Origin of the sequence: Gloeocapsopsis crepidinum LEGE 06123 (genome assembly GCF_015207655.1) — a bacterium.
Classification (GTDB): Bacteria; Cyanobacteriota; Cyanobacteriia; order Cyanobacteriales; family Chroococcidiopsidaceae; genus Gloeocapsopsis; species Gloeocapsopsis crepidinum.
Genome location: NZ_JADEWN010000004.1, coordinates 1 through 23,649, shown reverse-complemented (window position 1 = coordinate 23,649; position 23,649 = coordinate 1). Strand labels below are relative to the sequence as shown.

The 23,649-nt window shown below is 40.8% G+C and carries 26 protein-coding genes and 1 pseudogene; 13 read left to right on the top strand and 14 right to left on the bottom strand.

From position 1 onward, the window contains the following. The first annotated feature begins 2 nt into the window (after positions 1–2). Positions 3–875 (top strand): MBL fold metallo-hydrolase, encoded by an 873-nt coding sequence (locus IQ230_RS02320; RefSeq protein WP_193930416.1) that lies wholly within the window; start codon positions 3–5, stop codon positions 873–875. Positions 876–1,357: 482 nt separating this feature from the next. Further along, a complete protein-coding gene (locus tag IQ230_RS02315; RefSeq protein WP_193930414.1) occupies positions 1,358–2,278 on the top strand; it encodes a DMT family transporter in 921 nt (306 codons plus the stop codon). An 11-nt stretch (positions 2,279–2,289) separates the two neighbouring features. Here IQ230_RS02315 and IQ230_RS02310 read toward each other — a convergent pair whose 3' ends face one another. Both IQ230_RS02310 and IQ230_RS26355 read right to left on the bottom strand, forming a co-directional pair. After that, positions 2,290–3,972: a potassium channel family protein gene (locus IQ230_RS02310; protein WP_193930412.1), complete on the bottom strand. Its 1,683-nt coding sequence runs from the start codon at positions 3,970–3,972 to the stop codon at positions 2,290–2,292. A 406-nt stretch (positions 3,973–4,378) separates the two neighbouring features. Further along, positions 4,379–4,750 (bottom strand): annotated as a pseudogene (locus IQ230_RS26355) (IS982 family transposase); the annotation flags it as partial. Positions 4,751–5,143: 393 nt separating this feature from the next. Here IQ230_RS26355 and IQ230_RS02300 point away from each other — a divergent pair. Beyond that, on the top strand, positions 5,144–5,821 hold the full coding sequence (locus IQ230_RS02300; RefSeq protein WP_228054515.1) for a DUF1361 domain-containing protein: 678 nt from the start codon (positions 5,144–5,146) through the stop codon (positions 5,819–5,821). Between the two features lie 258 nt (positions 5,822–6,079). Here IQ230_RS02300 and IQ230_RS02295 read toward each other — a convergent pair whose 3' ends face one another. The 3 genes from IQ230_RS02295 to IQ230_RS02285 form a co-directional block, all read right to left on the bottom strand. Continuing rightward, the gene (locus tag IQ230_RS02295) at positions 6,080–6,475 is read right to left on the bottom strand and encodes a VOC family protein (protein ID WP_193930408.1); all 396 of its coding nucleotides are present in this window, start codon (positions 6,473–6,475) and stop codon (positions 6,080–6,082) included. A 34-nt stretch (positions 6,476–6,509) separates the two neighbouring features. After that, positions 6,510–7,151: an antibiotic biosynthesis monooxygenase family protein gene (locus IQ230_RS02290; RefSeq protein ID WP_193930406.1), complete on the bottom strand. Its 642-nt coding sequence runs from the start codon at positions 7,149–7,151 to the stop codon at positions 6,510–6,512. A gap of 80 nt (positions 7,152–7,231) precedes the next feature. After that, positions 7,232–7,945, bottom strand: a complete 714-nt coding sequence (locus IQ230_RS02285; RefSeq protein WP_193930404.1) for a pirin family protein — start codon at positions 7,943–7,945, stop codon at positions 7,232–7,234. A 748-nt stretch (positions 7,946–8,693) separates the two neighbouring features. On the opposite strand from IQ230_RS02285, the gene IQ230_RS02280 reads away from it, so the two are divergent. Then, complete coding sequence (locus IQ230_RS02280) at positions 8,694–9,107, top strand: thiol-disulfide oxidoreductase DCC family protein (protein ID WP_193930402.1); 414 nt, start codon at positions 8,694–8,696, stop codon at positions 9,105–9,107. Between the two features lie 54 nt (positions 9,108–9,161). Here the strand turns inward: IQ230_RS02280 and IQ230_RS02275 are convergent, their stop codons facing one another. Further along, positions 9,162–9,590, bottom strand: coding sequence for a hypothetical protein (locus tag IQ230_RS02275; RefSeq protein WP_099703423.1), 429 nt, complete (start codon positions 9,588–9,590; stop codon positions 9,162–9,164). A gap of 311 nt (positions 9,591–9,901) precedes the next feature. Here IQ230_RS02275 and psbQ point away from each other — a divergent pair, with 311 nt between their 5' ends. Together psbQ and IQ230_RS02265 are read left to right on the top strand one after the other, a co-directional pair. After that, positions 9,902–10,417: a photosystem II protein PsbQ gene (psbQ, locus tag IQ230_RS02270; protein WP_228054514.1), complete on the top strand. Its 516-nt coding sequence runs from the start codon at positions 9,902–9,904 to the stop codon at positions 10,415–10,417. A gap of 247 nt (positions 10,418–10,664) precedes the next feature. Beyond that, on the top strand, positions 10,665–11,852 hold the full coding sequence (locus IQ230_RS02265) for an NAD(P)/FAD-dependent oxidoreductase (RefSeq protein ID WP_193930400.1): 1,188 nt from the start codon (positions 10,665–10,667) through the stop codon (positions 11,850–11,852). Positions 11,853–11,854: 2 nt separating this feature from the next. Here the strand turns inward: IQ230_RS02265 and IQ230_RS02260 are convergent, their stop codons facing one another. Both IQ230_RS02260 and IQ230_RS02255 read right to left on the bottom strand, forming a co-directional pair. Beyond that, complete coding sequence (locus IQ230_RS02260; RefSeq protein ID WP_193930398.1) at positions 11,855–12,211, bottom strand: zinc ribbon domain-containing protein; 357 nt, start codon at positions 12,209–12,211, stop codon at positions 11,855–11,857. Positions 12,212–12,317: 106 nt separating this feature from the next. Beyond that, positions 12,318–12,632 carry a TIGR03792 family protein gene (locus IQ230_RS02255; protein ID WP_193930396.1) on the bottom strand — a complete coding sequence of 105 codons (315 nt, stop codon included), beginning with the start codon at positions 12,630–12,632 and terminating at the stop codon, positions 12,318–12,320. A gap of 245 nt (positions 12,633–12,877) precedes the next feature. Here IQ230_RS02255 and IQ230_RS02250 point away from each other — a divergent pair, with 245 nt between their 5' ends. The 4 genes from IQ230_RS02250 to IQ230_RS02235 all read left to right on the top strand — a co-directional run bounded on the left by IQ230_RS02250 (position 12,878) and on the right by IQ230_RS02235 (position 17,208). Continuing rightward, positions 12,878–13,207 carry a phasin family protein gene (locus tag IQ230_RS02250; RefSeq protein ID WP_193930395.1) on the top strand — a complete coding sequence of 110 codons (330 nt, stop codon included), beginning with the start codon at positions 12,878–12,880 and terminating at the stop codon, positions 13,205–13,207. Between the two features lie 266 nt (positions 13,208–13,473). Continuing rightward, complete coding sequence (locus tag IQ230_RS02245; RefSeq protein ID WP_193930394.1) at positions 13,474–14,007, top strand: FKBP-type peptidyl-prolyl cis-trans isomerase; 534 nt, start codon at positions 13,474–13,476, stop codon at positions 14,005–14,007. A 70-nt stretch (positions 14,008–14,077) separates the two neighbouring features. After that, positions 14,078–16,501 carry a heavy metal translocating P-type ATPase gene (locus tag IQ230_RS02240; RefSeq protein WP_193930393.1) on the top strand — a complete coding sequence of 808 codons (2,424 nt, stop codon included), beginning with the start codon at positions 14,078–14,080 and terminating at the stop codon, positions 16,499–16,501. A 284-nt stretch (positions 16,502–16,785) separates the two neighbouring features. After that, positions 16,786–17,208, top strand: coding sequence for an FHA domain-containing protein (locus IQ230_RS02235; protein WP_193930580.1), 423 nt, complete (start codon positions 16,786–16,788; stop codon positions 17,206–17,208). 173 nt (positions 17,209–17,381) lie between these two features. On the opposite strand, the gene IQ230_RS02230 is transcribed toward IQ230_RS02235, so the two are convergent. Further along, entirely contained in the window at positions 17,382–17,729 is a 348-nt protein-coding gene (locus tag IQ230_RS02230) for a hypothetical protein (protein WP_193930392.1), read from the bottom strand. Between the two features lie 208 nt (positions 17,730–17,937). Between IQ230_RS02230 and tmk the strand changes: the two genes are divergently transcribed. Next, positions 17,938–18,600, top strand: coding sequence for a dTMP kinase (gene tmk, locus IQ230_RS02225; RefSeq protein WP_193930391.1), 663 nt, complete (start codon positions 17,938–17,940; stop codon positions 18,598–18,600). 45 nt (positions 18,601–18,645) lie between these two features. Next, positions 18,646–19,635, top strand: coding sequence for a DNA polymerase III subunit delta' (holB, locus tag IQ230_RS02220; RefSeq protein ID WP_193930390.1), 990 nt, complete (start codon positions 18,646–18,648; stop codon positions 19,633–19,635). A gap of 159 nt (positions 19,636–19,794) precedes the next feature. On the opposite strand, the gene IQ230_RS02215 is transcribed toward holB, so the two are convergent. The 3 genes from IQ230_RS02215 to IQ230_RS02205 all read right to left on the bottom strand — a co-directional run bounded on the left by IQ230_RS02215 (position 19,795) and on the right by IQ230_RS02205 (position 21,618). Next, positions 19,795–20,196, bottom strand: a complete 402-nt coding sequence (locus IQ230_RS02215) for a DUF29 domain-containing protein (RefSeq protein WP_265576181.1) — start codon at positions 20,194–20,196, stop codon at positions 19,795–19,797. After that, positions 20,147–20,416 (bottom strand): hypothetical protein, encoded by a 270-nt coding sequence (locus tag IQ230_RS02210; RefSeq protein WP_193930386.1) that lies wholly within the window; start codon positions 20,414–20,416, stop codon positions 20,147–20,149. Before IQ230_RS02210 ends, IQ230_RS02215 begins: the two co-directional genes overlap by 50 nt. 80 nt (positions 20,417–20,496) lie before the next feature. After that, positions 20,497–21,618, bottom strand: a complete 1,122-nt coding sequence (locus tag IQ230_RS02205) for a SpoIID/LytB domain-containing protein (protein WP_193930385.1) — start codon at positions 21,616–21,618, stop codon at positions 20,497–20,499. 194 nt (positions 21,619–21,812) lie between these two features. On the opposite strand from IQ230_RS02205, the gene IQ230_RS02200 reads away from it, so the two are divergent. Then, complete coding sequence (locus tag IQ230_RS02200; RefSeq protein WP_193930383.1) at positions 21,813–22,772, top strand: ribonuclease Z; 960 nt, start codon at positions 21,813–21,815, stop codon at positions 22,770–22,772. A gap of 40 nt (positions 22,773–22,812) precedes the next feature. On the opposite strand, the gene IQ230_RS02195 is transcribed toward IQ230_RS02200, so the two are convergent. Next, positions 22,813–23,094, bottom strand: coding sequence for a hypothetical protein (locus IQ230_RS02195; protein WP_193930381.1), 282 nt, complete (start codon positions 23,092–23,094; stop codon positions 22,813–22,815). A gap of 99 nt (positions 23,095–23,193) precedes the next feature. After that, positions 23,194–23,418: a Mo-dependent nitrogenase C-terminal domain-containing protein gene (locus IQ230_RS02190; protein WP_193930379.1), complete on the bottom strand. Its 225-nt coding sequence runs from the start codon at positions 23,416–23,418 to the stop codon at positions 23,194–23,196. Positions 23,419–23,649: the final 231 nt, after the last annotated feature.

Below are 23,649 nucleotides of genomic sequence, written 5' to 3'. Positions count from 1 at the left end.
TTATGGCTCACTTAAATCAGCGTCACCCGCAAAATGTGAGTGGAGACTTTTACGTTGATAGCACCTGTATTGATTGCGATACTTGCCGTTGGATGACTCCAGAGGTATTTAATCGTGTAGGAGGACAGTCAGCAGTTTATCATCAGCCAGCGAATAAAGGCGAGCGACTGCGATCATTGCAAGCACTTTTAGCGTGTCCGACAAGTTCGATTGGGACAATCGAGAAGCCACACGATATTAAAGAAGCGCAACAAAGCTTTCCCATTCCAGTCGCCGAGAATGTTTATCACTGCGGCTACCATGCTGAAAATTCCTACGGCGCCGCAAGTTACTTGATTGTCCGTCCTGAAGGTAATGTTATGGTTGATTCACCTCGGTTTACACTGCCATTGGTGAAGCAAATTGAGAAAATGGGAGGAATTCGCTACTTATGTCTCACACACAAAGATGATGTTGCCGATCATCAGAAGTACCGCGAGTATTTTCAGTGCGATCGCATTCTCCATCGTGACGATATGACTTCCAGCACTCGCAACGAAGTCGAAATTCAACTGACAGGTTCACAACTATTTCAACTTAATTCAAATTTACTGATTATCCCTGTTCCTGGACATACTAGAGGACACACAGTTGTGCTCTACAAAAAGTTTCTCTTTACTGGAGATCACCTGGCTTGGTCAGATCATCGCAATTCACTCGTTGCTTGGCGCGATGTTTGCTGGTATTCTTGGTCAGAACAAATTAAATCGATGCGGAAGTTGACAAAATACGCTTTTGAGTGGGTATTACCAGGTCATGGGCGCAGACATCATGCCGATGCTGATAAGATGCAGCATCTACTACAGCAATGTATTGCCGAGATGGAAGCAGCTTGAATGTCACAACTTGTTAGCTAATAGCCATAAATTAGCCATTTCAACCAGATGTTCACAACTTAGATAGAAACACTATCAACCCTACTTGAATCATCACAAATAAACCAAAATTCCGGCTCAATAAGTGAAACGCGATCGCTGTTGGGATAAAGGAGTTAAGGTTATGATATTAAATTTGAAAAGTCTTACTGTAGTTAATATTGCTGGTATATCGAAAGCAATTCTGTATATTGTAGAGTCTGTAGCTATTACAACCAAGCCTTACAACTAGTTAACTATTTTTAGGTATTTCTAGCTGGGAAGCATTGAAATAAATACTACTGTCTGTACCTATGCTGCACGGATGTGGGTAATATTGCAACAGTTGCCTATACAAACCGTGCTTTAATTGCTCAAAGCATATCATTCTCAAGCTTCTTAGCTATCATCGTTGAGTTACAGCTAAACAATACAAACCTTGTTAAAGATAAACTGTAAATCTTATGACCGAATCGCTGCGCGGCTTTAAACGTTTGCCTGATCTTCCTGAAGGAACGTACTTAATCATATTAGCCGCGGCAATTTATGGTTTAACCATTGTGTTAACTAAAGGAGCATTAGAACAAATACCGCCATTTACCTTGTTGTGCATTCAAACTGCTTCTAGCGTGCTTGTTCTCTGGACAATCATTATCTTCCAAGGCATCCAAGTTCCTTTAGAGTGGAATACACTCAAATTGAGCTTAATAGGACTGCTCGAACCAGGATTATCTTACGTTTTTGCTGTGTTTGGACTATCGTTGACAACAGCCAGTAATTCCACATTCATCAACACAACTGAACCTATTGTTACCATTGCCCTGTCATGGTTAATTCTGCGCGAACGCATTAATTTTCCTCTGATTGGGTTAGGATTATTAGCTTGTGTGGGGGTTGCGTTTATTTCTATTCCTAATGCAACTTCAATCGGTCAAGGATCAATCTGGGGAGATTTGCTTGTTTGTCTCAGTGTTTTGTTTGCTTCACTTTATGCAGTTACGGCTGCTCGTTCAGTTCAACGTTTACATCTTGTAGCATTGGCGGCAATTCAGCAATCCGTTGCTCTCATCCTCTTTATGATAATGCTATTAGGCGCATTGTTTTTAGGTCTAGAGTCTTTTGAGTTTGTACCTGCAATGTGGGGTAGCTTACTTATTGCTGTTACATCAGGAGCATTTGGATATGGATTAGCATTTTTACTTTACCTAGCTGCTGTGCGTTATTTACCTGCAAGTAGACTTTCGCTTTACTTAACATTGACTCCTGTTTTCGGAGTTATCAGCGCTTACTTAATACTAGGAGAGCGACTTTTAGTTTCACAAGGATTGGGAGGTAGTTTGATTTTACTAGCAGTCGTTAGTATCTCTCGCGTACCGCATGAATAAATGAATTACTCTCAACTCACCATAATTTGAGAAGGTACAGCCCGCCACAACTGATCTAACCGATTTGCAGGCATAGTAAGATACAATACATCTCCTGCGCTCAAATATGTGTCTAATAAATCCCAGCCGTGGATCGTTTGGCAGTTAGTTTCAATATATAACGGAACGAAATCAGATTGCATTGCAGTTTCTTTAACGCGCTGACCGCAAAAAGGATGCGAAGGTGTGATTAAAGTTGCCAAAGCTACCCAAAGGCTATCTGCAGTGATGCCATTACCTAAGATGCGTCCACCTAACGCTGCGGCGGCAAAAGCAGGGGCTGCAAGTTCAGCTGGACTCAACACCGCCTCGAACTCAAAGACTTGTTGTGCCATATGGGCAAAGTCTGGATGTTCATAGCGAACGATCGCGGGAATACTTGGTGTTAATGTTTTAGCATTAAGGGCAATTTCTAAGTTAACTGCATCGTTACTTGTCACAATTAACAAAGCGCCTGCTGATTTAAGATTCGCAGCTTGTAATGTTTCAGGCAAGCTAACATCACCTTGAATAACTGGAATACCTAATCCACGAGCAGTATTGAGAAATCTGTTGTTAGAATCGCGTTCGATAATGACGACTTCATGCCCACTCGCATGGAATTGTTGCACAACTTGCACGCCAATTCCACCTAAACCGCAGACGATGTAATGATTGCGTTGGGGAACTCGTGCCGCATCCCAAAACTGTTTGAAGCGCGTGCCTAAGACAAAATCATTGAGTAACGCGTAACAAATCCCAATAATACCTGCGCCAATTAACATCATGAATGCTGTAAACACTTTGATACTATCAGGTGCTTTTTCGACAACTTCTTCTTTGCCACCAGCACCTGTGATCATACCAACCGAAAAATATAAAGCATCAATAATCGAAGTGTTTAAATCAAAACAAATATAAGTGAGTGTGGCAGTAAAGATAGTTACGAGCAGGACTAACGTCACAATCATTAAAGATTGTCCATGTTGGCGAAATTGACGTAAGTTAGTGAGTACTTTTAGTAGTTTAGAAATTGCTGACTTTCGCATGGTACGGATATTCGGTTGCGTACCAACAAGTAGGCGATCGCCTACTTGCAACTGTTGCCTTGAACTGACTGCACAGACAAGATCAATTTCACCTCGTACAGGTAAATAGTAAATCAACATCCGAGTGCGATCGTCCCATAAATTACTCAACAATCGCCCGCGCCACGGATGGTGCTCGTGAATATATTCTTCTTGGATAGGCCAAGTTTGATTAAATAGTTTAAGTTGTCCGATCGCGCGATTTCCTAAAGCGGCAAAGTAAAATACCGGTGCGGCTAAACCGGAAACACTCATACTGACGTGATCCGGTAAGGTGTGGTCGAGGCGATCGCCTAAGTTAGCATTAAATAAACGATTGATAATCCGAATTCGCGGATTGAGTACTCGTGCTTGAATCAGAATTGCCAAATTCAAAGCATCATCACTGTTTGCCAGTACTAATGTTTGGGCGGTTTCAATTCCTGCAGCCTGTAAAGTTGTTGCTGCTTGGAGATCCCCCACAATAATCGTTTCTTCTTTGGGAATCAGTTGATGATGAATGCCAACGACACTTGCTCCTTGTTGTCTGAGTAAACAAAAGATTTTGTAGCCCGTGCGTTCTAAGCCGCAGACAATAATTCGAGTCATATCTCAGTCACAACCAACAGTAGCAAGCACAAGTAATCTACTGTTGTCTAAATCACCATTTTTGACTACTAACAACACACAGACTGTAGCTGAAAACACTACTACCTAGAGTTTGTTGCTGACAAAGACTGTAAATGTAGAAAGTTTTGGATTGGTGGCAAATTTGATAAGTATAATGTATGTTAAGTTGTTTGAAGTATCAGAAAAATATAGGAAATATTCTCAATCAATTAACGAGCTTGCATGGTTTGATCTGCTTGCAATTTTATGCTATTTTAAATATTATTATACAGTTATTAAAATCTAGTTATCTTTGTACTATTTTTCAGAAAATCACTATCAAAATAGTAGTTTAAGTTTTTTTTATATACCTCTGCACTGCTAGTTTATAGCAACTGTATTACTATCGATTGTGGCAGACTTTAACGCTGGTAGCATCGATGAAACTAATGCCTGTACATTTACCAAAACAATGGGTTAGATAGACACATAAGGGAATTAAGGTAGAAGGCATCCATTCAACAAACCTTTGGTAGCTGGGCAGCCGAGGAAATTCCTTTCGCCAGTAGATGCTCACACAATTGATGTAATAGTGTTTGAAATTACGATAGTGATGCTGATGAAAAGCTATCAGAATTGTCATCATCTCACTTAGACATAAACATCTTGCTCGTTTACGAGTTTGTAAGCCATGACCCAGTAGTTGCCTATGCCACTGAGGTTCAAAATATGTGCAAAAATCATCGACCTCACAAAACAATGCTTCTAAACTAGACATAGGACGGGGCGCTGAATGGTTTAACTTAATTTCAGCTTACTTGCCCCCTCCTTTTCTTATCCCGAACTGACGTTAGATATGCCAGAATGCGCGAGAATTGATGTAGGGCAACGTATTTAGAGTCACGATGGAAATGCGATCGCTAGGGCAGGAAACGATATCCTCATGGGCGATCGCGGTGGTACAGAAGTTGGTGTTTTGACTGGGGAACAGGTAAGGACAAATATAGTGCAATATTCTTTGGTAATGATGCGATCAGCTTATTGCAGGGTTCTACCAACGTAATGTTGGCATGAGACTTCATCTTTGTTCAGTAACTGCATCTTAATTTCATGGAACCGTTTTAAATAGAGGTTAATCTAGGAAAAACAAGATTAGACTATTACAGTTAGGATGGAAACTCACATTTTTGCAAACAGGGTATTTACTGAATTATCCACCCAACTAGTACGTGCTTTTGACGCAATCTACAGTGGCTGGATTCTGTGGAACTTATTTTTAGCTTTTATTCCTTTAGCACTTAGCTTTTGGCTATTTCGGCATAAAACACGCTCTCGTTCCTTAGTGTGGTGGATAGTCTTCATTGTTTTTGTGGCTTTTCTGCCTAATGCACCTTATGTACTCACAGATATTATTCATCTCATTCGCGGAATACGCCCTGGGCTATCTCCGTGGGTAATTACGCTGTTTGTGATCCCTGTGCATCTGTTTGCAATGCTTATTGGTTTTGAAGCGTATGTCGTTTCTTTGATTAATCAAGGTTATTACTTAAGACGTCAAGGCGCAAGACAATTTGTTATTTGGGGAGAACTGATCGCCCATGTTTTGTGTGCAGTTGGAGTTTATCTTGGTAGATTTCGCCGCTTTAATAGTTGGGATTTAGTAACAGAACCTGGTAGTGTTCTACTCAGAACGGTTAATGATTTAACTGAGCGACGCCCACTCTTTGTTGTTTTTATTATCTTCATTATCCTTACTATATTTTATTGGATTATGAAGCAGTTAACTTTAGGGCTTGTGCTACGGATTCATTACGCACGCGCAAGAGTTGATATTGACCAATATCTATAGAACTCGTTTTAGCTGTTTACTATACTCAATTTATCCCAGCTTTTATCTTTCTGCTGCCATTACTGCTTGTTCAAATCTACAAATTTTGAGAAAAATGTACACTATCGTAATCAATAAGCACGATCGCAACAACTCCATCACTTAAATCTTTAATGCGATCGTTACCTATTTCTTCAAGGTTGAATTGCTCGTTTGATGTACTCGTATCATCACGACTTTAGTTTTCTACTATTACTTTGAGCAAATCAGAAGCAAATTCTAATCTAAAAACTGATACAATCCAATCAAATTACCGTCAGGATCTCGGAAATATAATGTTTTAATTCTATAATCTGTATTATTCATAGGTTCTGTAACAAAGTTAATGTTTTTGTGCAATAAACGGTGATATTCTTGGTCTACATCATACACAGTAAAAATCAAAGCTACTTTATCTTGACATTCTGCTTCAGTTGGTTTGTCCGTAGTTCTGATAATTTCTGCCATTTCTTGTCGTCTAAATAAACTGAGTTTCATTCCACCAACTTGAAACTCTGCATAGCCACTTTTTTCATCTTCTATATTGACTGGAAATTCCATAATATCTTTATAGAAGAGTAAGCAAGCTTTAAGATCGGTAACAAGGAGTCTAGTATAGGCTGAGGTTACTTTCATAATTTCTTAGCTTTTATGAACAAAGTGATTTTTATTAGTTGGTAGTAGATTTAGTAAATACTACCTCATATAAATGAAACTCGTTTTCAGCTAAACCCTGCCAATATTCGCTCAAGGGTTTGTATTTTGGATCTTGTAGCAATAATTCAAAATCTTCCAAGCTACGCCACTGACCATAGTTCATTGTACGCGTACCATCAAGCGAACGGTGAAAGTTAGCAGAGATTAGCCCTGGATTTTGTAATGCTACACCTATGTATTCCTTTTCTAATTCCACAAGGCGCTGCTGGTTTTCTGGTTTCACGCGAAACTCAGCAAGATGAATTAAATCACCTTGATTAATTTCAAGTGGGGCATTTTCTGGTTGCGAAACAATAACTTCAAAAATGTGCAAATCTGGTGGGTTAAAATTAGCTAGTTTTTTCCCTTGCGCTTGTACTTCTGAATTATCAAGGAAAGTGTAGTATTCTTCAAGACTTTGCCATTGAGCATAATTCATCACACGTATGCCATCTAAGCTTTTATGAAGACTAGCTGAAACAAAACCTGGTTGATACTTGACTGCATTATCAATAAACTCAATGATAGTATCAATTAGTTCTTGCTGCTGTTCTGGCTCAACTACAAAGATAATTATTACTGTGATTAAATCATTGGTTTTGGCGATCGCTGGCATTTTATTACCTCATAAATATTAAACGGGGTGAGTTATTCCTCACCCCAAAACATAATTTTCAAGGTTCGCATTTCCTGAGATTATGCAAGATCAAACAACAGAACTTCTGCACCGATATCAGTGCTAATTTCTAATTCTCCTCCATACATTTGCACTCCATCGCCTGCACGAAGTTCTTGATCGTTGAGAGATACAACTCCTTGCGCAACCTGTAACCAAGCGTATCGATTTGGGTTAAGGTGATAATGCAAAGCATCACCTTTTTCTAGGACAGAGGTATACAAATCAACATCTTGGTGAATTGTAACAGCACCATCGCGTCCATCTTTAGCAGCAATTAAACGTAAGTTGCCACGCCACTGTTCTAGAGGAAATGCTTTTTGCTCATATCGGGGTTGTAATCCTTGTGTATCAGGAAGAATCCAGATTTGCAAAAAATGCACAGGTTCCGTTTTTGATGGATTAAATTCGCTGTGGGTAATTCCAGTACCCGCACTCATAATTTGTGCTTCTCCAGGAGAAATAATCGCACCGCTACCTAAGCTATCTTGATGTTTTAATGCACCTTCTAAAACGTAAGTAAAAATTTCCATGTCACGGTGACTATGCATTGGAAAACCCGCACCAGGCACAACACGATCGTCATTAATGACTCGTAGAGAACGAAATCCCATCCGTGCCGGATCGTAAAAACTACCAAAGGAAAAGGTATGCTGACTATCTAACCAACCCATTCGAGTACGACCACGAGCATTTCTATCATGAATGATATTGGTCGTTGTGTTTTGTGTCATACTTCTACCTCCTGAACTTCATTCTCAATGCTGTTGGTAATATCAGTTGATTTACTTTAATACTTTGATAAGTAAGACTTAACAACTTATTAAGATAGAATTATTACTCATTAATTTCTGTTACTATATTAAAACAGAAAAATAAAAATAGTAAGTACGTACTTAAAAGTAAGTAAATTACTTTTAAGAAATTATTCAAACAGTCATTATTTATGTAATGTTTTTTTAAATTGCAGTAGTTTTATAGAATACAAAATCCTGATTTACCCAAGTAAAGCTATCAGTAAGTGAGGATAATTATTTATCACGCGTTTTATGCGTGTTAATGGTTAATTAATACTCTACTATCCATTGTCCATTGACTGATAATACCCTTTAGGTTACGTTTATTTTCGCCACAACCAGGTATTCTTAATTTAAACAGAACTAGTATACAGTGTAGATATCATAAGATATACATTATTAGTATATGAAAGACAGGAGTTATTTAGTCTTGTAAGAAAGTCCAAATTTTATTTGTGTAGATGTAGCTATTTATCTTACAATTGCTAATAACTACAATAAAATATTTGTACAATTCAAATTTGAACTTCAAAATTTTAAATTGTAAAACATGAAAATTAAAATTGATCAACTCAAAATATAAAACTTAGTGAAAGAGTTAAAAGTAACCCAAAGAAAGATTTACAAGGTAAGGTAAATAAGCTTAAAAATAGAAATATAAACTCAGCAGTAAAAAACTGATTTCATGAATTACTACGTTATCTACGATGGCAATTGCAATCTTTGCGTAACTTTTGTTCAGCTACTAGAAAGCTTTGACAAAGGACAGATGTTTCGTTACGTATCCATGCAAGATCAAGAAACGCTCGCACCCTGGGGTATTACACCGCAAGATTGCGAGTTAGGTGTGATTTTACTTGATGCTGATGCCCCCGAACGTCGCTGGCAAGGTACAGCAGCAATTGAAGAAATTGGGCGAGTATTACCAATGGGTAATTTATTTGTTGAAGCTTATCGAGGTTTACCTGGAGTGAAATGGGTGGGCGATCGCATTTACGATCAAGTCCGCGACAACCGCTACACGCTATTTGGGAAACGCCAGAACACCTATAACTCACCTTATTGTGGTGAATGTGGTAGTCGAATGGTAAGCAATTAAAAGAAGTTAGGGCTTAAGGAATTCCCCAAATTTGTTTATGACTAGCTACTGCCTTTATGCAGTTGGTTGATTAAACACTTGCATAAGTTGGCGACAAAACGATTTCAACTTTTCTCCAGCTTCGGGGGAAGGTTGAACTGCACCAACAAAACTCCAGTTTTCTACAGTAGAAAGACGCCACTGCTTACCACAATGATTAAAACCTGCAGCTTCCACACCAATACAAGTGCGATCGCCGTTTAAGGGGTCTTGATAAAAGCGGATCTGAATCAAGATACTACGACTTTGCAACGATCGACTTACACCAGGAAAATGAAAGCCAATATCGATAGAATCAGGATCGACTAACTCTCTAGTATCTGGGTCATTAGTCCACGGCTTGAGATCTGCTCTCACGTCAGGAAACTCTGACTTAAAAAGATTGACGACTGTCGCAATTTTACTAGTAAGTTCCAAATTAGTTGCTTGCTCAGCTGCGTTCACGCGGGAACTCTCCTGGATTTTGAGTCTAGTGTAGTGAAAAGGACGACAGAAAACCGCTAGAAAGCTTACTCTATTAATTTTCCAGCTTAACAATACTTTATCAATTTAGCAATTGTTGACTCTTAAGTGACTAATGGCTCACAACACTAAGTGCTCAATTGGAACGCGACTTTAACTCTAAGTATTATTACTAAAACAAAGCAAATGATGACAATCTCATCGCTCTTTGAGAACATACCTCTTAGAGTAGGAGACTAAAAATTCATTTGAGCAAGACAATAGCAATTGATTGTTGCCACCAGCGATCTAAAATGACACTGTTCATCAGCAGACAAACATATAGTCAGATTATGGCGCGTTATCGGTCAATTCTGTCATTGATTTTAGTTATCGTGACAACGTTTCTTGTTAGTTGTAGTAGTCCCAGCGTTGCAAAAGCACCTCCAACTTATACCGCAGCGCAAGTAGAGCAAATTCAGCAATATGTTCCCGACATTGTTGCTCTACGTGATCGCCTAGATAATGAACTCATTACGTTGATTAAACGACGTGATTGGATCGATGTGAGTAACTTCATTCACGGTCCTGGAGGAGAAATGCGACTTAAAATGACTTATGTCACTCGCAATCTCCTTCCCCAAGACCAATCACAAGCACGGGAAGTAACGCGGAGTCTGTTTGACAATTTAGTCAAAATAGAACAAGCCGCAGAAGCCGCAGATTATCAAAAAGCGACACTCAATTATCGAGAAGCCTTAGCAGATATTGATGGTTTTTTGCAGCTAATTCCTAAACAGACGGTTTTACAACAAGAAAGTGAAGCGTAATTAACTAGGAGCGAGGAGTGAGTAGCTAGTAGCTAGTGATTAGTGATTAGTTTTGAGTTCTGGAAAGCGAAGAAAGGTGCCGGAGGCATTTATTTTAAGTTTTGAGTTGTGAATGCGTGAGTTTTGAATTAATTAAAAGAAATTTCAAACTTCTCTTAAACTCATAACTCTCATAACTCTCATAACTCAACACTCAACACTTCACGACTCCTCGTCTCCCCCATCTCGCAAATTCTTTCAAATTGTCATGAGTCATGTATTGATTGTTGGATGCGGTGTCGTTGGAGCAGCGATCGCTTACGAACTAAGTTTATTTGGACTTGAAGTTACAGTTGTCGATCAACAGCCACCAGCCCAAGCAGCAACAGGTGCGGCGCTGGGTGTATTGATGGGAGCAATTAGTCACAAAATCAAGGGTAATGCATGGCAGATGCGCTCTGCAAGTCTCCAACGTTACGAAACACTCATTCCAGAACTAGAAGCGCTGACTATGCGCCAGATCCCCTTTAATCGACAGGGAATTTTGATGCTGTGTTATCAGGAAGATGTGGCAGGTTGGGAAAAGTTGACCGCAGTTCGTGCAGCACAAGGATGGCAAATAGAAATTTGGAATACCACGCAATTACAAGTACAATGTCCGCAGCTTAACTGTGAAGAGATTGTAGCAGCAATTTATTCACCACAAGATCGCCAAGTTGATCCTGTATCCATTACTCTAGCTTTGGTAGAAGCCGCACAGCGTCAAGGAGTTCAATTTCATTTTGGTGTTAAAGCCGCTGGTTATCATTTCGATGCTTCAGATCGGCAAATGTATCTCTACATCGATACTACGAGTACACCACACAAGGCTATCTTAGATGGAATTCAAAATGTTGATTGGCTAATTATCGCTGCTGGCACAGGTTCGACGCAGTTACAATCCAGACAACATACAGATGTCTCTCTGACCAAAATTGCCATAACATCTTCAACTTCGCCTCCAACACAACCAACACCAGTAGTAGACATTAAACCTGTACTCGGTCAAGCAATTCATTTGCAGGTCAATCAACCTCTAGGCGATCCAAAATTTCAACCTGTCATTACAAAAGATGACGTTCACGTCGTACCTTGTATAGGTAGTCAGCCGATTACAGATTATTGGATTGGTGCTACTGTAGAATTTCCTACAGATGAACTCATTGCAGATCCTGCCCAATTAGAGCAAGTAAGACAGCAAGCGATCGCATTTTGTCCTGCTTTAGCCGAAGCTAAAATTATCCGTACTTGGTCGGGTTTACGTCCGCGCCCTGAAGGACGCCCAGCACCAGTGATTGAATTGCATAATTTTAGCAATATTCTGTTTGCAACTGGACATTACCGCAATGGAGTTTTACTCGCACCTGCAACCGCACAGAAGATTCGGGAAATCATAACGAGGGGCGAGAACAAGTAAATCTAAAGAGCAATCAAAAAACTCAGCAAGAGTAAACCGAGAATCAATAGCCAAAATTGGTATTGTTTAAGCCAGCTACGGAAATGAGCACCAAAGCTTCTTTTGTACTGTTGCTGTGATGCTTTCAATTGAGATTGTGTCACATCTTGGTAAAGCGTACACTCTTTAGCAAAAGGGCGCTGTGGAAAATTACATGTATCGTCTAGGTGGTAGGTACAGCTATCACACAAATAAGTATCTTCAGTAGCACGGTGTAAAGGAATTCCTGGATGTCCATATGCTTTAAGTGGTGTACGGCAAAAAGGACAAGTAACATCTTGTGCATCAACCGATTGATGACAACGAGGACAATGTGGCATTGCTTGTAGTAAAGTTAATAGTCAACAAGGAACAGCGATCGCTAATGATTGGCAGGTATTTCAAGATGTTTTAGTGTTTGGTGAAAGATTTATTCTTCCTCACCCCTCATCCCTCGCTCCTCACCCCTTTTTGATAAACCTGGTACTCAGCAGATACAATTTGATAAGTGCTACCCATTTGTTGCGCAAATTTTTGTTCTGTCTGACGAAGCAACTCTTCAGAAATCGATTTCCAATCTTCTTTTGTTGCCCAGCGAATGACTAAAACAATTTCTGATGCTTCTTCTGGATTTAGCCAAACTTCTTTGCCTAGAAATCCAGGACACTTAGCCAAAGCTTTTGTCCAGACTTCTGCATCCATTTGTAAATATTGCTCGCGCAAATCTGGGTCTACTTGACACTTAAGTAACTCAATCACCATCTTAGCTATTTTCTATCTTGCAGTAGCTATAAGTGCAGCTGTAAATTTGCCACAATATAACTACAAGCGCTTAGGGTTTACGCTTCAAGCATAGCTTTAGCAAACGATGGTCAAAGGTCAGAGAAATAATTCTCTTTAATCTGATGACGAGCGATAAATTAGTCTCAAAGTTATATTCTTGGAGTAACTCATCCCTGAACCTTAACGTTCAACTTCATTTTATTGATTAGACACTGCAAGATAGCATGGAAAGCAACAACTGGATTAAACAGCTATTAATGGTTGGTATAGGCACAACCTCATTGGTAGCAGAAAAGCTGCGGGAAGTAAGTGATGAACTGGTAAGAGACGGCAAACTTCGCCCAGATCAGGCCAAAGAATTCATCGACAACTTGATGCAACAACTCAAGTCAGAACAAGGCAATGTTGAAGAGCAGATGCAGCGTCAAATGCGTAACATGCTACAAGACTTGGGTGTACCTCGCCAAGCTGAAATGGATGAATTGCGCGGACGGATTGATCGCTTAGAGCGCCAAGTACGCGATCTAGAAAATAAGTTGTGGCGCGGAATGTAGTACCATCAATATTGAAATCGCACTCAAACGCAAGTTAATTTTAGCAATAGAACACACAACCAATAGTAAGTTGCTTCACTAGCAGGTTTAACCAAACTTACTCGATTGGATTTTCCTTTAATAAAACTTGGCATTGTCTCAAACCCTCAAATTTCTCTATCAGGTTTAGGTGGTAGCTCAAAGTTAATGGCTTGTTTTGACCTAAACTAGAACACGTAAAGTGGCTGAATTTATGGCATATATTGTTGCTGGTGGAGGACTGACTTTTGAGAGAAATTCTAATCAGCTTGAGTTTCGTAATGGTTTGCCTTGTAGTTTTGGTAGTAACACAGTTTAGCAATTCACCCGCTGCGATCGCAGAAAAACTCACACAAAATCAACCAATTAAAGAAATCGTTGCGCCAAGCAACGCGAATACCGTAGATACTTTAGCGAATAACAACATGATGTCTGATGAAAACGTTGTCACAACACCCTCTGGGCTTAAATACATTGATATCCAAGAAGGCGATGGTGCAACTCCTACGGCAGGACAAACAGTCGTAGTTCACTACACCGGAACTCTTGAAAACGGTAGTAAATTTGATAGTTCGCGCGATCGCAATCGCCCGTTTAGCTTCAAACTCGGTGCTGGACAAGTTATTAAAGGTTGGGACGAAGGACTAAGTACAATGAAAGTCGGCGGACGTCGTCAATTAATCATTCCTCCTGAACTTGGTTATGGTGCGCGTGGTGCAGGTGGAGTTATCCCTCCTAATGCAACTCTCGTTTTTGATGTAGAACTTCTCCGAATTTCCTAAGTTCTAACTTGTACTACCGTTACCTCTTACCTAAACGCTACAGTGGTGATGTGTTGATAGCCAACTCTGTATGCAACTTGTCCCAAAAATCGAGCCGTCGCAGCCCTTACCCAATAGCGAACCTCAAGCGATAGAAACCATCACGCTGGATGTCCAAGGGATGAAGTGTGCTGGCTGTGTCAAGGTTGTTGAAAATCAGTTAACACAAAATCAAAGTGTACTGTCTGCGTGTGTCAATTTGGTCACGGAAGTTGCTGTTGTCGAGTGTGTCGCAGGTGCTGTTGATGCAGTAGAACTTGCTGAGAATTTAACAGCGGCTGGGTTTCCCACCCAACCACGTTATGCCCAGGGAGAAACTGATAATAGTGTCGTCGAACCATCACGACACCAGCAGGAAATGCAATCAGCGCTTAAACAGTTGATTGTTGCTAGCATTCTGCTTGTCTTGTCTAGCTTGGGGCATTTCAGTGAATGGGGTTTGCCTGCGCCACCAATGTTACACAACATTTGGCTGCACTTTGGTTTAGCAACTGCAACACTAATTGGACCAGGACGCCCGATCTTACTCAATGGCTGGCAGGGTCTGCGACGCAACGCACCCAACATGAACACCTTAGTCGGATTAGGAACGCTAACGGCTTATACCGCAAGTTTAGTAGCACTTCTTTTTCCACAACTAGGTTGGGACTGCTTTTTTGATGAACCCGTGATGCTATTAGGCTTTATCTTGTTGGGCAGAACATTAGAGCAGCAAGCCCGTGGACGTGCAGCATCAGCTTTTCGCGAATTACTCGCAATGCAACCGCAAGTTGCCCGATTGATTGCCGATCCGACAACAACTACAGGATATAACAGTGTTGAAATTCCTGCTGATCGCGTGCGGATAGGGGAATGGTTACAAGTTTTACCAGGAGACAAAATTCCCGTTGATGGTGAAGTCGTTTCTGGTAGAACAACAGTCAATGAATCAATGTTGACTGGAGAAGCCATGCCTGTTAGTAAGCAATCTGGAGATCAGGTCGCTGCTGGGACAATAAATCAAACAGGAACAATTGCGTTACGGGCAACTCGGACGGGAAAAAACACGACACTTGCCCAGATTGTTGCTTTGGTAGAAGCAGCACAAACGCGAAAAGCACCAGTTCAAAAATTAGCAGATACAGTAGCAGGGTACTTTACCTACGGAGTGTTAACCTCTGCAATATTGACATTTGTGTTTTGGTACTTTGTCGGAACTCATATTTGGTCTGATATTGCGACACAACCTCATCACCTCGCTTATCTTGGACACAACTCACTACATCATCAGGTACATACTACCCATGCAATAGTACAATCGCCATTATTACTTAGTTTGAAGCTAGCGATCGCCGTAATGGTTGTGGCGTGTCCTTGTGCTTTAGGACTTGCTACACCAACAGCAATTCTCGTCGGTACAGGAGTAGGCGCAGAACGGGGATTATTAATCAAAGGCGGTGAGGTTTTAGAAAGAGTCCATCGACTTACTACCGTAGTGTTTGATAAAACTGGTACTCTCACGACTGGAGTGCCACATGTGAGTGACTGTATTTCGCTGGAACAATCAATATCTTCTACTCAACGTCTTCTTCAATTAGCAGCAGCAGCAGAAAGTGGCAATGCGCATCCTCTGGCAACCGCAATTCAACAAGCAGCGCAACAGCACAATTTGTCTCCATTAGCCGCCCAAGACTTTTGCATGGAACCAGGTTTAGGGGTATCTGCGCAAGTGGCAGGTCATACTAAGGTGTTGTTAGGTAATCAAGAATGGCTTGTACAGCACTCAGTTGTGATTGATGAAACGGCACAACAACTCAGCCATTCGCTAACAACTGAGGGAAAAACAGTTGTTTACGTGGCAGCAGACAACAAACTCGTAGGGTTAATTGCCCTCACAGATACTTTAAGAGTAGATGCCAAAGCAACAGTAAATAACTTGCGGCAAATTGGTTTGCAAGTCGCAATCTTAACTGGGGATAGACAAGAAGTTGCGGAGGCGATCGCGCTTCAACTCGGCATAGAGACACAACACATCTTCGCTAATATACGTCCTGACGGAAAAGCAGCAGCAATTTCTAAATTGCAATCTCAACATCATCTAGTCGCGATGGTGGGAGATGGCATTAATGATACTCCTGCCTTATCACAAGCGGATGTAGGCATAGCTTTGAAAACAGGTACTGATGTCGCGATGGAAGCTGCAGAAATTGTCCTCATGCGCGACTGTTTAACTGATGTGGTTGTCGCAATTGAGTTAAGTCGTGCGACTTTTAATAAAATTCGCCAAAACTTGTTTTGGGCATTTGCCTACAACACACTCGGGATTCCAATCGCCGCTGGTGCTTTGTTACCTAGTTTTGGGTTTGTTCTTAGTCCGGCTGCGGCTGGAGCGTTAATGGCATTTAGCTCTATTAGCGTCGTTACCAACTCTTTATTGTTGCGGCGGTTTTATAAAGGGGTGAGGAATGAGGGGTAAGAGGCGAGGGTTAAGACAGAATTGTGCTTCTGAAAGCTCGTGCGCTACTAAATAATTTTCCTTTGTAGTGTTACTTTATGTTACTAAGTCGCAAAGGCTGACTAATTCCTACTGATGAATATAAAGACTACCTTAGTTTCACTCAGGAGGCACAATGTCGAGTACAATCAACCTAAGTTAAGCTGAGCCAATATCTGTACAGAGCGCATCTGTAGCAGCGAACAATAGCTTGTGTAACTAAAGCGATAATAATTGATTGAGTGATTTTACTAACCGATGCTTCAATGGCTTTACAACCTAATCAGAACCATATACTGATTGTTGAAGACGATCAGGGACGTAAAGAATTTAGTCTAGACGCTCCTGTGTATTCTATTGGTAGAGATGCCCGCTGCGATATTCGCTTGTTCTCGCAGTTTGTTTCTCGGCGTCATGCTACCTTAGTGAGGCTGCCACGCGAAGATGGCAGCTTTTACTATCGCATTATTGATGGCGATTCTAAGGGGAAACCTAGTGCTAATGGATTGCTGATTAATGGTCGTAAAATTCCTGCCCACGACCTAAAAAATGAAGATGAGATCGTTTTTGGTCCTCAAGTTCGAGCGATTTATTACTTGTTAAGTAAGGATACTATGCCTTCTGGACCTTTAGATGAGTATGATGTCACTCTTATTGGTCCAAATATGATGCCTGAATTTGAAGACTAGACAATGCTAGCGACAAGTGTAATTGCGTCTTATACATTCAATCGCACTTGTATATTACCCAGTTGTTAGTTAATAGCTACCTAATTCATAGACCCTACAACTTGCTGATTGCAACGAAAACGCAGTATACAAGCCCTCTTTTCTGAGGGCTTAGTTTTTATCAGTTTTATGATTTAGCTACAAATACTTTCTATTAATTGCCACTGACGATTGTCAGCGATCGCTTGATTTACTTGTTGAAACATCTGGTAACAATGATTATTCATCTGTAATGGCAATTCTTCATTTTTTACCACAACGTTAATCCGAGTTTCTGTTGTCGTATTCAGTGTTTTATCAGTTAGTATTTCTACAACTACTAACCTGGCAAACGACGTTTGTCCAGGAATTTCTTGTGCCATTACGTAGTCACTTGTATGATATACAACATCAAGGTTGCAGGATTGTAAAACCTCTGCAAGCAACTGCTGTAAACGTGTAGGTGGAACTTCAACAGTAAACCAGCTAGTGTAGCGAGCCATAGATACTCCTCGCCAGGAGAAACGCGTCGCTTATATGATATCCGACGATTGTAAAAGGTAAAGGGTTAAAAGATATTTTAGTTGCTAAAGTCAAAGCTGAATTAAATCTGTTAGTAATTAGCTGTTAGCGCTTAGGTATTGCCAATTGCGGTTTTCATGTTTTTGCAACTTTTGTACAAATTACAGAGAGTAAAAATTAAGTCAATGTATGAATGGTAGATTAATTGTATTTGAAGGCGTGGAAGGTTGTGGCAAAACAACACAGTTACAGCGATCGTATCAGTGGCTAAAGCCGTCTTTCCCCGTTATTGTTACCCGTGAACCAGGAGGGACTCATTTAGGTTCGGATCTGCGCCAGTTGTTGTTGAACATACCCGAACAGCCGATTTATAACTCTACTGAGTTATTATTGTATGCAGCAGATCGCGCCCAGCACGTAGAAGAGTTACTGAAACCAGAACTAGCAAACGGGACAATGATTTTATGCGATCGCTACGTTGATTCCACGATGGCTTATCAAGGTTATGGTCGAGGTTTAAGCCGCAGTTTAATTGAACAGTTAAATACTATTGCGACTGGTGGGCTAGAAAGCGATTTAACTATCTGGTTAGATATTGATGTCGCTGTAAGTCTAGCAAGAAAACAACAACATACGAGCGATCGCGTTCCACGCAGCACCGGAGGCGATCGCATTGAGCAAGAAAAAATAGACTTTCATCGTCGCGTCCAACAAGGCTACACAGAATTAGCCCAAGCAAACCCACAGCGCATTGTCAGAATCGATGCAAGTTATAGTGAAGCCGAAGTTCAAGAACAAATTCAGCAAATCCTAATGCAACGCTTTCCCGAAATCAGAAGTCAGAGTTTATAAACTTAAAAAGGACAAAGTCATCATAATCACTAATCACTATTCCCCGTGTCTCCTTTTTTCACATCCGTTATTGGACAAGCGCCAGCAATTGAGTTTCTGACACAAGCAGTCAACCGCCAGCGAATTGCTCCTGCTTATTTATTTGTTGGTCCACCAGGGGTAGGACGTAGCTTAACAGCACACTGCTTTATCGCGCAAATATTCTGTACAAATGTTGCACCAGACAAACAGCAGCAAATCAAACAACGCTTGCAATTAGGAAATCACCCAGATGTATTGTGGGTACAACCTACTTATTTGCATCAAGGACAGCGACTTACAGCATTAGAAGCCGTAGCTGCTGGAGTTAAGCGTAAAGCCCCTCCTATTATCCGTACTGAGCAAATTCGCGAAATATCGCAGTTTCTCAGTCGTTTTCCCCTAGAAGCGCCAAGAAATATTGTTGTGATTGAACAAGCAGAAACAATGGCAGAAGCTGCGGCAAATGCTTTGCTCAAAACATTAGAAGAACCAGGGTTAGCAACAATTATTTTAATCGCGCCTGCAGTAGAATCTTTACTACCAACCTTGGTATCTCGGTGTCAGCGGATTCCGTTTTATCGCCTCGCTCAAGATCAGATGGCACGAGTTTTGCAGCAAACTGGTCATGAAGAGATTTTACAGACATCGCCGGTTGTATTAGCGATCGCCCAAGGAAGCCCAGGAGAAGCGATCGCCGGAACTCAGCAACTTCAAACAATTCCTACCGAATTACTTAAAGCTGTTGCTTATCCTCCACAATCCCTACACAGCGCCTTAGAATTAGCAAGACAAATTGATAAAACTTTAGATACAGAAGCTCAACTGTGGTTGTTAGATTACTTACAATACTGTTATTGGCAGCAGTTTTTAGCAGGAGAACTTCAAAACTCACCTTTACCACCTTTAGAACAAGCCAAGAAATACTTAAGCTCCTACGTACAACCCCGATTAGTTTGGGAAGTGACGTTACTCGAAATAAGTCAATTACAACCAAAACATGTAAGTATTAATTAACTAAGAGAGCATAATTTATAGATCTCACCTTTCCGAGTTGGGTAGTAGGTAGTAGTGTTTTTTTCATTTTACTAACCGTTGAACTCACGTTGAAATAAGTTTGCGGATGCGATCGCCATTGGTAAGAAAGCAAGTCTTCTGCAAATTATTAAAATCAAACTACCAAAATTTCTTGTTAAGTAGCGTGTCAATTTCGTAGCTGAATGTCCACTCGCTGGGAAATTCAGTTTGAGGATAGTCTTCTGTTACTTCTGTCCGTGCATCGTTCCAGCATTTGGTAAATATTTCGGCAAAATAGTTGCGCAGACTAGGGGATTGTTCTAACAGATCTAGAAGTTGCTGGCGCTGCGATCGCACCGTAATTTCCCAACCTCTATAGTCATCAGGAGAGTTAACATAAATGCGCTTGAGTAAATGAGCGAGTAATACTCTTAAACGGCTTTTGAACTCACGGCGATCGCGTCCTGCCAACCCTTCGATCTCCTCAATTAATTTATTGATATCAATATTGCTAAAGTTTCCAGTTTTGAGTTTGGCGATCGTATCTTCGTACCATGCCATGAGGTCTTGCTCGTAGAGATTGCGTGAGTTGATCGCTTGCACCATTGTTGCTGCATCCTTGGAGTTTAACTGCTGATTTTGAATTGACTGTGACGATCGCTTCGGTTCCCTGTCTGATATTGCTTACTAGTCTAAGCTGTCCGCCACTCTGAGAAGATCGCATTGCTTCATGTTTCAGCCATGTAGATCGAGCGATCGCACAGTTTAACTTATTCTTCATAGCAGATGGGCTTGAGCGATCGTAGCAAGAAGAGATCGCCTTTCACTATTTCGCTTGAGAGTTTCAGTACCCTCTCAGCATTAACGTTCCAGCTTAGCTATGCTAGCACCGCGATAATAGTGCGCTAGTATTTGCTCGTATCTTACTCCCTGTTGCGCTAAATTATAAGCTCCCCATTGACTCATACCTAAGCCATGACCCCAACCACGACCATTAAAGCGTAAACCCAAAGGTTCGGCAGTGATGGTAAAGCGCGTACTTCTTAAACCGAGTGCTGTCCGTAAAGCGTCTCCTCGCAATTCTCGCGTACCGCGATCGCCTACAAATTTCATGCTTTTGATACTACCATAAGGACTTAAAACGGGAGTTAAAGCTTGAATAGTACCGATTCCTGTAATTTTTTGATTAAGCTCTGCTCCAGTAACCGTCTTTACCCACTGACAAGCATTAACGTTGTCATCATAGCCAGCCACTCCCCGCAAGTATGGTAATGGCTGCGACCATACATCTTCAACGTTCTCTGTATGACCGCCAGAACACGCATGAAACGCTGCAAGAATTGCTTTGTTATTATGAGTCAAAATTTGTCCAGCGGTAGCATTCACCGCAGCATGAGTACCAGGTGATTCGCTAGCAATACCTTTATAAACTTGTGATGATTGTGTATTGACGACATCGTAAATACCGTTGCTTTCATTTTCTCGCTTGTAAACGGCATAAGTACGCGCTGCAACAGCTTGGGCTTTTAAGGCTTCTTGGTGCCAATTACCATTCATTTCTCCGCCGAGAACGCTGTAAAGATATTGTTCTAAATCAACATAGTTAACGGCAGTGACTCCTTGTTGTGTAGGCAACAACAAGGTTTTTCCTCGATACCAGCGATCGCCAATAAAAACATAGCCCTTTTCACTCGGTTCAACCCACACTGCCGAAGATTGTACTTCTGCTAAGGAAATTCCAGCAGGATCAGGTTGGGCATAAAATGCATTCATTGCTGCAAGTTGACCTAAAGGTTTGCCACTACTGTAATCGCGTACTGTCGCTGTTGTAGAACTACCAACTTTCAGTTGATTAACACCTTGTTGAATTGCTACTCTAACTTCCATAGCAGCATTTGCAGGAGCCACTAGCACGATCCAAAACAAAGTAGAAAGCCCCCAGAAGCGTCCTTGAAGGGATAATAAGGATAGATTAAATCTCATGCTGATATCCTGACAATTTATTTTGCTTTGGCGATAGGATAGAAATCTGTCAATCCGAAATTTCAAATAAACCAGTATAAGCGAAATAATCTCGTTTTTGCAGTAATCAAATCTATAAATTAGTTTTCTCCTCTAGTCGTGCCACTATAAATAAAGAAGTCGCATAATTGTGTAGATAGGTTGCCAAATTTTTCGTGCAGATTACATTTTTAGGAACAAGTTCCGGTGTCCCTACGCGATCGCGTAATGTCTCTAGCGTGGCACTCCGTTTACCGCAAAGAGCTGAAATGTGGTTGTTTGACTGTGGAGAAGGGACACAACATCAAATTTTACGTAGCGATCTCAAAATCAGCCAACTCTCGCGCATTTTTATCACGCACTTGCATGGAGATCACATTTTTGGCTTAATGGGTCTTCTAGCCACCTGTGGATTAGCTGGTAATACAAAAAGAATTGATCTCTATGGTCCACCAAAATTAGACGAATACTTGCGGGCGTGTAGTCGGTATTCTTCTACTCACCTAGCCTACAGTATACAAGTTCATACTGTACAACCTGGTGTTGTTTATGAAGATAATGAATTTACAGTCACTTGCGAACGTTTAGAACATCGTGTCACAACCTTTGGCTATCGCATTGCCGAAAAAGATCGTCCAGGAAGATTTGATGTTGAAAAGGCGAAAGCACTAGCAATTCCTCCAGGAAGAATTTACGGTCAACTCAAACGAGGAGAAACTGTCACACTTCTCGATGGACGCACAATCAATGGTACAGATTTATGTGGATTGCCAGAAATTGGGCGCAAAATTGCTTATTGTACAGACACAATCTATTGCGATAGTGCAGTAGTCTTAGCTCAAGACGCAGATGTTTTGATTCACGAAGCAACCTTTTCTCATCAGGATGCAGAACTTGCTTTTCAACGCTTACATTCCACCTCAACAATGGCAGCACAAGTCGCTTTAGCTGCTCAAGCCAAATCATTAATTATGACACACTTTAGTCCTCGCTATGCTCCAGGCAATGCCATAGAATTAAAAGACTTACTCCAAGAAGCACGGGCAATTTTTTCCAACACAGAAATGGCATACGATTTTATGACTTATGAAGTTCCCAGACGCCGAGAAGTAGAATTCGCAAAAGCTGCTGGATAAAATAAATTAGGACTGCTCATAATAACAAAGGTTAATTATGTTATTTCTCTGTTTCACAGTCAACTGCTGCGATCGGATGTGAGCCGCTGCATTCTTCAGCTTCTGCTATTGAATAGTCAAACTGACTACTCGAACCAAAAAACAGTTCTATCAATTGCTCTCTACAAAAAAAGTTATCCTCAGCATCACAATAGCCCAGCTCGCTATAGGCTTCTACTAAACGTACGTAGTTGTCTTCTAGGAGTAGTCGATATTGCCATGTGCCACTAGGCAGCACATCAGTGATATTACTCGATGTATAAATTTGTGCTTTGATTTTCATGTTTTTTCTTAATTTTTTACAATTAGAATGACAAATAGCAGAAGAGAAACTACTTTGATTTCTTTACAAGTGAAGTGATGTGACATTTAAGTTGACTCATTAGCAATAGACTGAAACATCTTCTCCACACTCCTCAGCTAAATAAGATAAGCAAAGAAAACGAAGATGAACTATCTCATTGTAGAAAGGATTAAGTTTGCACAATGGTGGAATATGTACAAAAATATTACCAAATTTAATATTTCTTTCAAAAGGACATTGTGCCGGAACTAATTGACAAATTAATCGGGCTATTTTTGGAGATCTTATAATTAAAGATTGCATGCTGCCTCCTTGCTTTAGGGGAATATTAACTACTTATTGATTGGGCGATCGCATCAAAAACTTTGCATATCAAGAGTTTGTATTTAACGTCAGTTCGGGATAAGAAAAGGAGGGGGCAAGTAAGCTGAAATTAAGTTAAACCATTCAGCGCCCCGTCCTATGTCTAGTTTAGAAGCATTGTTTTGTGAGGTCGATGATTTTTGCACATATTTTGAACCTCAGTGGCATAGG